The following is a 13,900-nucleotide window of genomic DNA, read 5'->3' on the forward strand; positions in this document are numbered from 1 at the left end:
AGACGCGGGGTGCCGGGCGCGGCGGGAGGGGTCTCCCGCCGCGCCCGGCGGGTTAGGCCGCCTTCGCCTTCGTGGCGTACATGTCCACGTACTCCTGCCCCGACAGCCCCATGACCTCGGTCATCACCGAGTCCGTCACCGCCCGCAGCACATAGCGGTCGCGGTCCATGCCCTCGTACCGCGAGAACTCCATCGGCTTGCCGAAGCGCACGGTCACCTTGCCGGTCCTGGGCATGCCCGAGCCGTTCGGCTGGAGCTTGTCCGTACCGATCATCGCGAAGGGCACCACCGGGGCGCCCGTCATCAGCGTCAGCCGCGCGATGCCCGTACGGCCCCGGTACAGCCGGCCGTCGGGGGAGCGGGTGCCCTCCGGGTAGATACCGAAGATGTTGCCGCCCTCCAGGATCCGACGGCCCGTCATCAGCGCCGCGACCCCGCCCCGGCCGCCGTCGCGGTCCACCGGGATCATGCCCACACCGGTGAAGAACCAGGCCATCAGCCGGCCCTTGAGGCCCTTGCCCGTGACGTACTCGTCCTTGCCGATGAAGAAGACCTGACGGTCGCAGACCAGCGGCAGGATCATCGAGTCGATGAAGGTGAGATGGTTGCCTGCGAGGATCACCGGCCCGCTCCCCGGAATGTTCTCGGCGCCTTCCACACGGGTGCGGAACATCAGGCGCATGATCGGTCCGAGCGCTGCCTTGATGAGCGCGAAGCGGGACAACGGGTCCTCCGGTGTCGTGCGATGTTGTGGGACGGCCGGCTTGCGGCCGCCTCTAAATCTCTGCAGGTGAGGACGGTACTCGCAACTCCACACGAGCGCACATCGGGTTCACCGACCTGATACGCGCTGTTGACGTGAGTTTCCGCCACGTTCGCCCGGGGTCTCCCGTACGGAAGGCGCGGCCGCCTACGCTCGGCCCTCGTTTGGCAGTCGTTGACAGGTGCGGGACATCACATCGAGGAGCGTTCATGACACAGGGTGCGCGGAATACGCCCGGACGGCGGACCGTACTGGGAGCGGCGGTGCTCGGCTCGGCGGCCGTGGCGCTGCCCGCCTCGGCGCAGGCGGCCGAGCAGGCCGCCGAACGGGGACGAGGCGGCCACGGACCTGCTGAGCCGGCCCTGCCCGTACCCACGATCATCGGCCACCGCGGCGCCAGCGGCTACCGTCCTGAGCACACCCTCGGCTCGTACCAGCTCGCCCTCGACCTCGGCGCGCATGTGATCGAGCAGGACCTGGTGCCCACCAAGGACGGCCATCTGGTGTGCCGTCACGAGAACGACATCACGGCCACGACCGATGTCGCGGACCACCCGGAGTTCGCGGGCCGCAAGACCACCAAGAGCGTCGACGGCGTCAGCCTCACCGGCTGGTTCACCGAGGACTTCACGCTCGCCGAGCTGAAGACGCTGCGCGCCAAGGAGCGCATCCCCGGCGTCCGGCAGCGCAACACCCTCTACGACGGCCGCTGGGAGATCCCCACCTTCGAAGAGGTGCTGCGCTGGGCGGACGAGCAGGGCCGCCGCCTCGGCCGCAAGATCTGGCTGTACACCGAGACCAAGCACCCCACCTACTTCCGCGGTCTCGGCCTCGGCCTGGAGGAGCCCCTCGCGAAGCTGCTGCGCCGCTACGGGCGTGACCGCAAGGACTCCGCCATCTTCCTCCAGTCCTTCGAGCCGAGCAGCATGCAGCGGATGGCGAAGCTGGTCTCCTCGCCGCGCGTCGTCCTGCTCGACGCCGCCGGCACCCGCCCGTGGGACTTCAAGGTCGCGAACGACCCGCGCACCGTCGCCGATCTGGTCAAGCCCGAGGGCCTGAAGTGGATCGCGTCCTACGCGCAGGGCATAGGCCCGACGCTCGACCTGATCATCCCGAAGGACGCCGCGGGCAAGCTGGGCACGCCCACCACGCTGGTACGGGACGCGCACGCGAAGGGGCTGATCCTCCACCCGTACACGCTGCGCGACGAGAACGCCTTCCTGCCCGCCGACTTCCGGCGCGGTACGGACCCGAACGCGTACGGCGACGCCTTCGGCGCGTTCCGGGCCTACTTCGAGCAGGGCATCGACGGCATCTTCACCGACAACCCGGACACCGGTCTGCTGGCGCGGGCGGACTTCGTCAGCCGCTGACCGCGCGTGCCCCGGTCGGGTGACCGCCCGGCCGGGGAGCAACCGCCCGTCGCCGCCCGGACGTCACGGCGGGCATGACGCCAGTCCGGGCCGCCCGGCCCCTCCCCGCTCCCCGACCGCCCCAGCCCGTGGCGTACCGCCCGCCGGCGGGCGCGCACCCGCCGGAGCCCGCGCGGTCGTCGGACTCCGCGCGGTCGTCGGCTCTCGTCCACGCGCTGCTTCCGCTGGTGCGCGCGGAGGCGGCGGCGGAGGCGCCGGGGGCCGGGGCCGAGCCGGGAGATCTCGAACAGGCCGCCTGGGTACGGCTGCTGGAGCGGCCGGCCGCCGAGCCCTGGCCCGGCGACACCGCGCGCTGGGTACGGGACGTCGTACGGGCGGAGGCCCGCCGAGCCCGGCGCACCGCCGCCCGCGAACTCCCGTACGGCCACGAACCGGCCGCCGGGCCCGAGTCCGACCCCGAGGGCGCCGCGCTGCGCACCGACCGGAGGCAGGCGCTCCGCGCGGCGGTCGGCCGTACTCCCGGCCGCTGTCCGCTGGTCCTGACCGCGATGCTGTCGCCGGAGGATCTCACCTACCGCGAGATCGCGGGGGAGTTGGGTATGTCACAGGGCAGTTTGGGACCGTTACGTTCCAGATGCCTGGGATGCCTGCGCAGAATGCTGGCCGCCGAGGTTGCGGCTCCTGAACTCGGGGGAAAGGAGCGGTAGACCACCGGCGGACCAAGTGAGCGGGAGGCATGCACACATGGGCATGAGCGTGACCATCTCAGCGGCGAGAGCGCAGGACGCTGAACAGATCCTGAAGCTGCAGTACCTGTGCTACCAGAACGAGGCCGAGCTGTACGGCGACTACACCATCGAGCCCCTGACCCAGACGCTCGACGACCTGAGGGCCGAACTCGCCGAGGGCCACGGCCTGGTGGCCAGGCTCGGCGACGAAGTGGTGGCGTCGGTGCGCGGCAGTATCGACGCGACGGGCACCGCCCGGATAGCCAAGCTCATCGTCCATCCCCGGATGCGGCGCCACGGCCTCGGCGGACGGCTGCTCGACGCCATCGAGACGCACTTCGCGGCGCAGCCGGCCGCCGAGCGCTTCCAGCTCTTCACCGGCCACCGCAGCGAGGGCAACCTCCGGCTCTACCGCAGCCGTGGCTACGCCCCGGTGTCGACGGAACAGGCGGGTCCGCGACTGAGACTCGTCACCCTGGAGAAGGACGCCGCGAAAGACGCCACAGCCGTGGGCGCGTACGTCGCCAGCGCCTGACGTGAGGGCGGAATCCCCGGCGGCACGACTCCAGTGGCACGGCCTCAGGGGTACGAAGGGGATTCCGCTTCTCGATCACCCGGGAACGCGGTCCGCTTCCCGGTCACCCGGCGCGGGGGCGCTGCGGCCGCCTACCGGCGGGACCTGCGCAGCCACAGAACGCCGGTGACGGGCAGCAGCACCGGAATGAAGAGATAGCCCATCCCGTAGTCGGACCAGACGGTGGCGTCCGGGAAGGCCGACGGATCGGCCAGTGTCCACGTCCCCACGGTCAGGACGCCCACCAGCTCCGCGGCGCAGCAGACCAGAGCGGCCTTCCGGGCCGTCTCCCCGCCGCGTACCAGCGTGTAGGTGATGAACGCGTAGACCACGGCGGCGACACCGGAGAGCGCGTAGGCCAGCGGCGCGCGGTCGAATTCCGTGGCGATCTGGTAGGCGGACCGGGAGACCGCGCCGACCGACATCACGCCGTACAGCCAGACCAGCAGCAGTCCGGGTCCTCGGACCAGCCTGACCTGAGCCCCGTCGGCGCCTTCGGTGGTCATGTCGTCAGCCTTCCCAGATGTCGTACAGCCGTACTTCCAGCACGGCCAGGACGACCGCTCCGGCGGCGACCGTCACCGAGCCCCAGCGGGTCCGCTCGCTCAGCGACAGGAACCCGGCCGCGGGGACCGCGAACAGCGCGCCCAGCAGATACGAGACGAAGATCACCGAGCCCTCGTCGGCCTGTTCGCCGCGCGCCAGCTGAACGATCCCGACGACCAGCTGCGCCAGCGCGAGCACCGACACCACGGCCATGCCGATGAAGTGCCAGTCCTTGGTGGGCTGGTCGCGGTAGGCGGCGAAGCCGCACCAGGCGGCGAGGGCGAGCGCGGCCACGCAGACCGCGACCGTCAGGGCGACAAGCATGGGGCGAGCGTATTACGGGGCGAAAGACCCGCCGCCTCCGCCCCCGTGCGGCCGCCGGGCCCTTCCCCGCGCCCGCGCCCGTACGGGCGGCGCCTTCGTGCCCGTACGGGCGGTGGCCACGCCCCGGGAACCGTGGCCTTGGCCACAGAGGGCGACTGCTCCGGCCGGGCCCCGGCCGGAGCCTCCGTTCCCCACCTCGCGATATCCGTGCAGGTCACAGCGGGTGGCACGGGCATACGCGCCGCCCGGTGACCGCCGCCGCGCGGCCTCGCGGACCTCGGCGCGGTGTCCGTATGCCGCGACCGCGGCGTCCGCTATACGGACAGCCCCCGGGGGTCGGAACGTACGTCTGTTTTACTTACGGCATGACCACAACGAGCTACCGCGTCCCCGCGACCGAGGCGAACCACACGCCCGGTGCTCGTTGTCTGTGTCGAATGTGCGCCAACTGAGGGCCCCCGCCTGAGCCTCGCGCCCCGAAGCGAGACCCCGACGGCCGAGCCGCGTCCGGACCCGTGAAGGCCATGAGAGCCATGGCCCGAACGCGCCCGGCGCATCGTGCCCGCCCCCGCGTGCGCCGCCTCCCGGTCACCCACCGCGTCAGCGCGCCATGCCGGAATGACGAATGCCCCGTGCCCGGCGGACTCCTCGCCGCGCACTCGACAGTGATGGAAACCCCTGTGATCACTACTACGGGCCTGACGAAGATCTACCGGTCCGCCCAGTCGCACGGCCGCGACGTCACCGCACTCGACGGCGTCGACCTGCATGTCCGCGAGGGCGAGGTCTTCGGGGTCGTGGGACAGAGCGGCGCCGGGAAGTCCTCGCTCATCCGCTGCGTCAATCTCCTCGAACGCCCCACCGCCGGCACGGTCACCGTCGACGGCCAGGACCTCACCGCACTCGCCGGCCGCGGACGGCGGGCGGGCAGGGAACTGCGCCAAGCGCGCGGTTCGATCGGCATGGTCTTCCAGCACTTCAATCTGCTGTCCTCCCGCACGGTCAGGGACAACGTCGAACTGCCGCTGGAGATCCTCGGCGTGGCGGGCCGGGAACGTACGCGCCGCGCCCTGGAACTGCTGGAACTGGTCGGTCTCGCCGACAAGGCCACGGCGTATCCGGCCCAGCTCTCCGGCGGTCAGAAGCAGCGGGTCGGTATCGCCCGCGCGCTCGCGGGCAACCCCAAGGTGCTGCTCTCGGACGAGGCGACGAGCGCCCTGGACCCGGAGACCACCCGCTCGATCCTCCAGCTGCTGCGCGACCTCAACCGGCAGCTCGGACTGACGGTCCTGCTCATCACGCACGAGATGGAGGTCGTGAAGACGATCTGTGACTCGGCGGCGCTGATGCGCAAGGGCCGGATCGTCGAGTCGGGCACGGTCGGCGAACTGCTCGCCACCCCTGGATCGCAGCTGGCGCAGGAGCTGTTCCCGGTGGGCGGCACGGCCACGGGCCCGGGCCGTACGGTCCTCGACGTCACCTTCCACGGCGCCGCCGCCACCCAGCCGGTGATCTCCCAGCTCGCCAGGACCTACAACATCGACATATCGATCCTGGGCGCCGCGATGGACACCGTCGGGGGCCGGCAGATCGGCCGGATGCGCATCGAACTGCCCGGCGCCTACGAGGACAACGTCGTACCGATCGGCTTCCTGCGCGAGCAGGGACTCCAGGCCGAGATCGTGGACGACGCGGACGCGGCGACGGAGGCGGACACAAGCGCCGCCGCCGACGCCCGCTCCGACGAAGAGGCCGCCGCGGCCACCGTCCCCGCGCAGAGCCCCGCACCGGTGAAGGAAGATGCCAAGTGACCTGGTCGGAAATGCAGCCGCTGCTGTCCCAGGGGACCATCGACACCCTCTACATGGTGCTCTGGTCCGCGCTCGTCACTCTCGCCGGCGGGCTGCCCCTCGGCATCCTGCTGGTCCTCACCGACAAGGGCGGACTGCTCCAGAACGCCGTGGTCAACAAGGCCGTCGGAGTGATCGTGAACATCGGCCGCTCGCTGCCGTTCATGATCCTGCTGATCGCGCTGATCCCGTTCACCACCCTGATCGTCGGCACCTTCATCGGCCCCACCGCGATGATCGTGCCGCTGGCGATCGGTGCCATCCCGTTCTTCGCGCGACTCGTCGAGACGGCGATCCGCGAGGTCGACCACGGACTGGTCGAGGCCGTGCAGGCGATGGGCGGCTCGATCCCCACCATCGTCCGCAAGGTGCTGCTGCCGCAGGCCCTGCCGTCGCTCGTGTCCGCCGTCACCACCACCGTCATCGTGCTCATCGGCTACTCCGCCATGGCCGGGGCGGTCGGCGGTGAGGGGCTCGGATCCAAGGCCGTCACCTATGGATTCCAGCGCTTCGAGAACGGCTTCATGATCGCCACGGTCGTCCTCCTGATCGCGATCGTCACCGTCGTCCAGCTCCTCGGGGACGGGGTCGTACGGCTGCTGGCCCGCCGCGGCCGTACCGCCACCTGACCCGCTCCCGATTCCACCCTCCGGCCCGCACTCCTTGTCCGGGCCACGTCACCCGTATCACCGGAAAGAGGCACTCTTCGTGCGCACCACCATCAAGTTCAGCGCGGCAGCCGCCGCCACCGCCGCTCTCGCCCTCGGCCTCAGCGCCTGCGGCACCTCCTCCGACCCGGGCGCCTCGTCCGCCGCCGGAGCCTCGGCCGACACCTCCGAGCCGCTCGTCGTCGCCGCGTCCCCGACGCCGCACGCCGACATCCTGAACTTCGTCAAGAAGAACCTGGCGGACAAGGAGGGCCTCAAGCTGGAGGTCAAGGAGTTCACGGACTACGTCCTGCCGAACACCGCCACCCAGAGCGGCGAGGTCGACGCCAACTTCTTCCAGCACAAGCCCTACCTGGACGACTTCAACAAGAAGAAGGGCACCGACATCGTGCCCGTCGTCAACGTCGAGCTGGAGCCCCTCGGCCTCTACTCCAAGAAGGTCAAGGACCTCAAGGAGCTGAAGTCCGGCCAGAGCGTCGCCCTCCCCAACGACACCACCAACGAGGGCCGCGCGCTCAAGCTGCTCGCGGACAACGGCCTGATCACGCTGAAGGACGGCGCGGGCACCGACGCCAACCTCGCCGACATCAAGGACGCCAAGGGCCTGAAGTTCAAGGAGCTGGAGGCCGCCACGCTGCCCCGCGCCCTGAACGACGTCGACGCCGCCGTCATCAACGGCAACTACGCCATCGAGGCCGACCTCAAGCCCGCCGAGGACGCCCTGGCCCTGGAGAAGCCCGACGGCAACCCGTACGCCAACTTCCTCGCCGTCAAGCGCGGCAACGAGAAGGACCCGCGGGTGGAGAAGCTCGCGAAGCTCCTGAACTCGCCCGAGGTGAAGAAGTACATCGAGGACACCTACGAGGGCTCGATCGTGCCCGCTTTCGGTGCGGTCAAGTAGACACCGCAGTAACGTTCTTGTCGGTGAGAGCCCCGTACACGCCCGTCGTGTACGGGGCTTCCGCATCCGTACGGACCCGGCCATGCGCATCCCCCACCCGATGCTGCATGCTGTGCATTTACGACGGACTGAGGCATGGAGCTGTGCATGACTACCACCTTTCCGGACGTTTCCATCAGCACGGAGCGGTTGGTGCTGCGCCCCTTCGAGCCGGCGGACATCCCGGCGCACATCGAGATGATGAATGACGAGCTGGTCACCGCCTGGACCTCCGTCCCCCATCCGTATACGAGAAGAGACGCCGAGGAGTGGATCGGCGGAATCGCCCCCGCCGAACGCCTGGAAGGGCGCGGGATCGCGTTCGCCGTCACCGAGTTCCTCACCCAGCGGCTCGTCGGGGTCGTACGGCTGCGGAACACCAACTGGCACGCACTCGCCACCGAGGCCGCCTATGTGACCGCGCCCTGGGCACGCGGTGAGGGATACGCCACCGAATCGGCGCTCGCGGTCGCCCAGTGGCTTTTCCGCGACCAGAAGTTCGAACGCATCGAGGTGCGCACCCCCGCCGGCAACACCGCCTCCCAGCAGGTCGCGCAGAAGATCGGCTGCATCAGCGAGGGCGTCCTGCGCAACGCCTGGATAGCGCGCACCCAGACCGAGGACGGCGGCTGGACCGACATCCGCACCGACCTGATCGTCTGGAGCCTGCTGCCGGAGGACCTCGAAGGCGTCGCCGAACAGATGGCGGACGCGACGGGCTACGCGTCCTTCACCGACTGGAACTGACGGCCGCCACCCGCACCGCCCGGCCCTCACCCGGCCGCCACCCGCACCGCCCGGCCGCCTCCCGACCCGGCCAGGTACTCTCACCGTGCGCTCGCGGCCATACGGACAGTGCTCCGTGCGGCGCCCGCGATCCGCGACCACCGGCAGCGATCCCCCACCTCTGCCCCGCTTCCGCCCGCTTGAGACGACTTTACGGAGACTGACGACGATGGCCGACCGCGTCACGGTGATCGGCTGGGACGGCTCGCCCCTCACCGCCGCGGCCAAGTCCGCGCTCTCCGCCGCCACTCTGGTGGCCGGAGCCGCCCACCATCTGGCACTCCCCGAGGTGCCGCCAGGCGCCGAGCGCATCCGCCTCGGGTCGATAGACCTCGCCGCCCGCAGGATCGCCGGGCACCGCGGCAGCGCCGTGGTCCTCGCCGACGGCGACCCCGGCTTCTTCGGGGTCGTACGCACCCTGCGCGCCCCGGAGCACGGCCTGGAGGTCGAAGTCGTCCCCGCGGTCTCCGCCGTGGCCGGCGCCTTCGCACGGGCCGGGATGGCCTGGGACGACGCCCAAGTCGTCGTCGCCCAACGCCGTACGCTCCGCCGCGCCGTCAACGTCTGCCGGGCGCACACCAAGGTCGCCGTCCTCACCTCCCCGGGCGCCGGCCCCGCCGAACTCGCGCTGCTCCTCGACGGGGTCCACCGCACCTTCGTCATCTGCGAGGAGCTCGGCACCGAACGGGAACAGGTCACCGTCCTCACCTCGGACAAGGCCGCCGACCACGTCTGGCGCGACCCGAACGTGGTGATCGTCATCGGCGGAGTCGGCACCGCGGTCTCCCCGGGCAGCGGCTGGATCGCCGGCCGCGACCCCGGATACCCGCCGGCCGCGCGCGGCTGGGCGCTGCCCACCGAGGAGTACGGCATCGAGCTGGACGAGGGCGAGTCGACCTGGCTGCGCGCCGCCCAGCTGGCCAGGCTGGGCGCCCGTACAGGCGATCTCGTCTGGGACATCGGCTGCGGCAGCGGAGCCCTCGCCGCCGAGGCGGCCCGCTTCGGCGCGGCCGTCATCGCCGTCGACGACGAGCCGGGAGCCTGCGCCAGCACGGCCGCGGCCGCCCGCCGCGCCGGCGTACAGCTCCAGGTCGTCCAGGGACGGGCGCCGCACGCACTGGAGCGGCTGCCCGAGCCCGATGTCGTACGGATCGGCGGCGGCGGCGTCGATGTGGTCATCGCCTGCGCCGACCGCAGGCCCGAGCGCATCGTCACCCACGCGGCCACCCGGGACGAGGCCGAGGCGGTCGGAACGGCCTTGGCGGCAGGGGGATATGAGGTGGAGTGCGCACTGCTCCAGTCAGTCGGCCTCGACACCGGCGACTGGTCCGAACGCGAGCGCTCCGTCGTCTTCCTCGTCTCCGGCAGGCGTCCGGAAAGCGGCCCCTGACCCTGCTTCCGCGCCGCGCGAGGTAGGCTGGCCGATCGTTGTACAGCAGCCGGGCGTTCGTCACTTCGTTCGTCAATGTCCGGAAAAGGGGCCCGTTTTGAGCCCTGATGTGGTACGGCGACAACCGGGGGACGCGCCACGTGGCGCAGTCCACAGCGGGCCGTGGCGGATACCACCACCAGGGCCCTGAAAGACCGCGGGAGCCCGACACCGGGGCCGAAGCGGGCTTTCGTGCCGCCCGGCGCCCACGCTCGTTGTGCATGACGGGCGCCGGAAGCGCCGCGGATCGGGCGCCCCGGTGGAAGGGCTGAAGGAGCAGAACCAATGGGCGAGGGGTACGCACATGACTGACACCGGCCAGGTCCCGGTCGAGGGACTGCCGGAGAACGCAGGCATGGTGGAGCAGCCGGGCATCCCCGCTCCCGGCGCGTACACCTACCTCGACCCCTCCGCACCCGTCGCCGAGGACGAAGACCTCCTCCTCATGCCGAGCGCCCAGGGCGGCTGGAACGACCCCCAGGTGGTGCCGGGCGAGGTGCCCGTCGCCTACGCCGCGCCCGAGGGGTACGTGACGCCCGAGGGGTACGTGACGCCCGACGGGTACGCCGCCGCGCCGGAGAGCTACGCCCCGGCGGCGCCCGAGGGGTACGCCGTTCCCGAGCAGGCCCTGATCCAGCAGCAGATGCCGCCCATAGAACAGCCGGCGCCGATCCAGGAGCCGGTGGCACAGGTCCGGGCCGAGGCGCCGGACGGGTACCAGCCGCAGCAGGAGTTCGCCGCCGAGCCCGCGCGGCCGGAGCAGGTACCGGCCGCGGAGACCGCGTTCGCACCGCCCGCCGCCCCCGCCGCCCCCGCCGCCCCCGTGGAGCCCGCGGCGCCGGTCGTGACCGAAGGGGTGGCGGACACCGCGCAGCCCGGGCCGGCACCGCACCAGCCGGGAGCCCATGAGGCCGGGGGCCGGGACTCCGGTTCGGTGGATCTCACCGGCGTACGTATGCCACCGCCCGTACCGGCATCCGCGCCCGCCCCCGCTCCCGCCCAGGCGCCGATGCGCCGTCCGCTGCACATGGGCCCGCCGGTGCCCGACCCGACGGGCGGTGTGGTCCGTTCGCTCGCCGACCGGGGGCCCGCGGGCACGCCGACGCAGGCCGTCCGGGTACGCGCCCAGGCACAGGGACCGGCCACCCCGGGCCCGGAGTATCTGGACGTCCCGCGTGAGGAGTCCGCCGTTCTCGCGGGGCCGCAGCTGAGCGAGATCCCGCCGCAGGCCGGGGCCCCGTGGTCGGCCGAGCCGCCGGCCGCCGAGCCCGCGGCTGTGGCCGTGGCCGTGGCGCCGGAGGCGGCAGCAGAAACGGTCGTCCCGGAGCCGGCGGCTCAAGCCGAGCCCGTGGCCGAGACCACCCCCGACCCCGCCCCCGAGCCCGTTGCCGTCCCGGACGAGCCGGCGCCAGAGGTGGCGGCGGCCGTCGAGCCGGAACCGCTGCCCGAGCCGGTCGCGGTCGCCCCGGAACCGCCCGCGGCGGAGCAACAGCACGAGCCCGCTCAGGAGCCGCAACCCGAGCCCGCGCCCGAGGCCCCGGCCGCCGGTGCGGCTGAGCCGGCCGAAGCGCGGGAGGAACCGGCTCCCGCCGTCGAGCGGACCGGGCAGCCGGTGGAAGAGCCCGTACGTGTACCGGCGCCGGAAGCGGAAGCCGCGCCGGAGCCCGAGCCGGTCCAGGACTCCGCCCCGGAGGCCACGCCGGAGCCCGCGCCCGCGCCGGTTCAGGAGGAGCCCGCGCCGGAGCCCGAGCCCGCGCCGGTCCAGGAGTCCGCGCCCGAACCGGCGCCTGAGCCCGCCCCCGAGCCCGAGTCCGCCCCCGAGGCGGAACCGGAGCCGGAACCGCAGGCCCTCGCGGAGTCCGCCCCCGAGCCGGCGCCTGAGCCCGCCGCCGTACCGGAGCCCGAGCCTCAGCCCGAAGCCGAAGCCGAAGCCGAAGCCGAAGCCGAGACGGCGCCCGAGCCCGAGCCCGCGCCCGTCGTGCAGGAAGGCACCGCGGCCCCGTCCGGCTACAACGACGCCGAACGCGACGCCGTGCTCCGCGTGATGCGCGAGCGCCGTGACATCCGCAACGGCTTCCGCTCCGACCCCGTCCCGCACGAGGTCCTGCTGCGCGTCCTGGAAGCCGCGCACACCGCGCCCAGCGTCGGCCACTCCCAGCCCTGGGACTTCGTCGTCATCCGCTCCGCCGAGACCCGGCGGTCCATGCACGAGCTGGCGCAGCGTCAGCGTGACGCGTACGCCAAGGCGCTGCCCAAGGGCCGGGCCAAGCAGTTCAAGGAACTGAAGATCGAGGCCATCCTCGAAACACCGGTGAACATCGTCGTCACCGCCGACCCCACGCGCGGCGGCCGGCACACCCTCGGCCGGCACACCCAGCCGCAGATGGCCCCGTACTCCTCGGCGCTCGCCGTGGAGAACCTGTGGCTCGCCGCCCGCGCCGAGGGCCTCGGCGTCGGCTGGGTCAGCTTCTTCGACGAGAGCGAGATGGTACGCGCGCTGGGGCTGCCGGAGCACCTCGACGTCGTGGCGTATCTCTGCGTCGGATACGTGGACGAGTTCCCGGTCGAGCCCGAGCTGATGCAGGCCGGCTGGTCCAAGCGCCGGCCGCTCTCCTGGGTCGTCCACGAGGAGACCTACGGCCGTCGCGCCCTGCCGGGCGAGGAGCCGCACGACCTGCTCCAGGAGACCATCGCCGGTATCCGCCCGCTGGACGCCAAGGCGCTGGGCGAGGCGTGGGAGCGGCAGAAGCGGATGACCAAGCCCGCCGGCGCGCTCGGCATGCTGGAGATCATCTCCGCCCAGCTCAGCGGATTGTCCCGGCTCTGCCCGCCGCCCATCCCGGAACCGGCGGCCGTCGCGATCTTCGCGGGCGACCACGGTGTGCACGCGCAGGGCGTGACCCCGTGGCCGCAGGAGGTGACCGGCCAGATGGTCGCCAACTTCCTCGGCGGCGGCGCGGTGTGCAACGCGTTCGCGAACCAGGTGGGCGCGGAGGTCTGCGTCATCGACGTGGGCGTCGCGGGCGAACTCACGGCCACACCCGGCCTGCTGCCCCGCAAGGTCCGCGCCGGTACCGCCGACTTCACGACGGGTCCCGCGCTGAGCCGCGAGGAAGTCCTCGCCGCGATCGAGGTCGGCATCGAGACGGCGCGCGATCTGGTGGCCGCGGGCAACAAGGCCCTGCTCACCGGCGAGATGGGCATCGCCAACACGACCGTGTCGGCCGCGCTGATCTGTGTCTACACCGGCCAGGACCCCGCGGAGGTCACCGGCCGGGGGACCGGCATCAACGACGAGATGCACGCCCGCAAGGTCGACGTCGTCCGCCGGGGTCTCGACCTCCACCAGCCCGACCCGTCCGACCCGGTCGGCGTCCTCGCGGCGATCGGCGGCCTGGAACACGCGGCGCTGGTCGGATTCCTGCTGGGCGGCGCGTCGCTGCGTACGCCGGTCATCCTGGACGGCGTGAGCGCCGGCGCGGCCGCGCTGGTCGCACGGGCGATCGCCCCGGAGGCACTGGCGGCCTGCATCGCGGGCCACCGCAGCGCGGAGCCGGGCCATGTCGCGGCCCTCAACAAACTGGGCCTGCGCCCGCTGGTGGACCTGGACCTCCGCCTGGGCGAGGGCACGGGCGCGCTGCTGGCGCTTCCGGTGGTACAGAGCGCGGCACGGGCGATGCATGAGGTGGCGACGTTCGACTCGGCGGGCGTCACCGAGAAGTAGCCTCCCGGCAGGGGGTCGTGGGTCCCGGTGCGTTCTGGCCGGGGCCGGTGGTCCGGTGCGGGTCGTCGCCGGGTTGTTGCCGGGCTGCGCGCCGGGCCTCGCGCCCGGGACGGCACGAGGTACGGCGCGACTCCGCCCAGTCGAGGGCTCGGGCGTCGCGCGCCGCACCTCGCGCTTCGGTGTCCCGGACACGCC

At 72.1% G+C, this 13,900-nt stretch carries 12 protein-coding genes; 9 read left to right on the forward strand and 3 right to left on the reverse strand.

What is annotated here, in order from left to right; genetic code table 11:
* Window positions 1–52 precede the first annotated feature (52 nt).
* Window positions 53–673, reverse strand: a complete 621-nt coding sequence (locus tag ACZ7LS_RS20020; protein ID WP_382519934.1) for a lysophospholipid acyltransferase family protein — start codon at window positions 671–673, stop codon at window positions 53–55.
* 299 nt (window positions 674–972) lie between these two features.
* On the opposite strand from ACZ7LS_RS20020, the gene ACZ7LS_RS20025 reads away from it, so the two are divergent.
* The 3 genes from ACZ7LS_RS20025 to ACZ7LS_RS20035 all read left to right on the forward strand — a co-directional run bounded on the left by ACZ7LS_RS20025 (window position 973) and on the right by ACZ7LS_RS20035 (window position 3,399).
* Window positions 973–2,136, forward strand: a complete 1,164-nt coding sequence (locus ACZ7LS_RS20025) for a glycerophosphodiester phosphodiesterase (RefSeq protein WP_382519932.1) — start codon at window positions 973–975, stop codon at window positions 2,134–2,136.
* Between the two features lie 128 nt (window positions 2,137–2,264).
* Entirely contained in the window at window positions 2,265–2,843 is a 579-nt protein-coding gene (locus ACZ7LS_RS20030) for an RNA polymerase sigma factor (protein ID WP_382519931.1), read from the forward strand.
* 37 nt (window positions 2,844–2,880) lie between these two features.
* Entirely contained in the window at window positions 2,881–3,399 is a 519-nt protein-coding gene (locus ACZ7LS_RS20035; RefSeq protein WP_382519929.1) for a GNAT family N-acetyltransferase, read from the forward strand.
* A 131-nt stretch (window positions 3,400–3,530) separates the two neighbouring features.
* Here the strand turns inward: ACZ7LS_RS20035 and ACZ7LS_RS20040 are convergent, their stop codons facing one another.
* Both ACZ7LS_RS20040 and ACZ7LS_RS20045 read right to left on the reverse strand, forming a co-directional pair.
* On the reverse strand, window positions 3,531–3,944 hold the full coding sequence (locus ACZ7LS_RS20040; RefSeq protein WP_382519928.1) for a hypothetical protein: 414 nt from the start codon (window positions 3,942–3,944) through the stop codon (window positions 3,531–3,533).
* A gap of 4 nt (window positions 3,945–3,948) precedes the next feature.
* A complete protein-coding gene (locus ACZ7LS_RS20045; RefSeq protein ID WP_382519926.1) occupies window positions 3,949–4,308 on the reverse strand; it encodes a hypothetical protein in 360 nt (119 codons plus the stop codon).
* Between the two features lie 680 nt (window positions 4,309–4,988).
* Between ACZ7LS_RS20045 and ACZ7LS_RS20050 the strand changes: the two genes are divergently transcribed.
* The 6 genes from ACZ7LS_RS20050 (at window position 4,989) to cobT (ending at window position 13,705) form a co-directional block, all read left to right on the forward strand.
* Window positions 4,989–6,119: a methionine ABC transporter ATP-binding protein gene (locus ACZ7LS_RS20050; RefSeq protein ID WP_385133106.1), complete on the forward strand. Its 1,131-nt coding sequence runs from the start codon at window positions 4,989–4,991 to the stop codon at window positions 6,117–6,119.
* Entirely contained in the window at window positions 6,116–6,787 is a 672-nt protein-coding gene (locus tag ACZ7LS_RS20055; protein WP_382519922.1) for a methionine ABC transporter permease, read from the forward strand. Before ACZ7LS_RS20050 ends, ACZ7LS_RS20055 begins: the two co-directional genes overlap by 4 nt.
* 79 nt (window positions 6,788–6,866) lie before the next feature.
* A complete protein-coding gene (locus ACZ7LS_RS20060; RefSeq protein WP_382670202.1) occupies window positions 6,867–7,727 on the forward strand; it encodes a MetQ/NlpA family ABC transporter substrate-binding protein in 861 nt (286 codons plus the stop codon).
* Between the two features lie 147 nt (window positions 7,728–7,874).
* Entirely contained in the window at window positions 7,875–8,513 is a 639-nt protein-coding gene (locus ACZ7LS_RS20065; RefSeq protein WP_382519919.1) for a GNAT family N-acetyltransferase, read from the forward strand.
* A 208-nt stretch (window positions 8,514–8,721) separates the two neighbouring features.
* Window positions 8,722–9,942, forward strand: a complete 1,221-nt coding sequence (gene cbiE, locus ACZ7LS_RS20070; protein ID WP_382519917.1) for a precorrin-6y C5,15-methyltransferase (decarboxylating) subunit CbiE — start codon at window positions 8,722–8,724, stop codon at window positions 9,940–9,942.
* A gap of 343 nt (window positions 9,943–10,285) precedes the next feature.
* Entirely contained in the window at window positions 10,286–13,705 is a 3,420-nt protein-coding gene (gene cobT, locus ACZ7LS_RS20075; protein WP_385133110.1) for a nicotinate-nucleotide--dimethylbenzimidazole phosphoribosyltransferase, read from the forward strand.
* Window positions 13,706–13,900 lie beyond the last annotated feature (195 nt).

Source organism: Streptomyces sp. NPDC039430 (genome assembly GCF_055639435.1).

Coding starts and splice junctions, on each gene's coding strand:
- ACZ7LS_RS20035 (WP_382519929.1), top strand. CDS start 2,881: ATGGGCATGAGCGTGACCATCTCAGCGGCGAGAGCGCAGGACGCTGAA.
- ACZ7LS_RS20040 (WP_382519928.1), bottom strand. CDS start 3,944: ATGACCACCGAAGGCGCCGACGGGGCTCAGGTCAGGCTGGTCCGAGGA.
- ACZ7LS_RS20025 (WP_382519932.1), top strand. CDS start 973: ATGACACAGGGTGCGCGGAATACGCCCGGACGGCGGACCGTACTGGGA.
- cobT (WP_385133110.1), top strand. CDS start 10,286: ATGACTGACACCGGCCAGGTCCCGGTCGAGGGACTGCCGGAGAACGCA.
- ACZ7LS_RS20045 (WP_382519926.1), bottom strand. CDS start 4,308: ATGCTTGTCGCCCTGACGGTCGCGGTCTGCGTGGCCGCGCTCGCCCTC.
- ACZ7LS_RS20065 (WP_382519919.1), top strand. CDS start 7,875: ATGACTACCACCTTTCCGGACGTTTCCATCAGCACGGAGCGGTTGGTG.
- ACZ7LS_RS20020 (WP_382519934.1), bottom strand. CDS start 673: ATGTTCCGCACCCGTGTGGAAGGCGCCGAGAACATTCCGGGGAGCGGG.
- cbiE (WP_382519917.1), top strand. CDS start 8,722: ATGGCCGACCGCGTCACGGTGATCGGCTGGGACGGCTCGCCCCTCACC.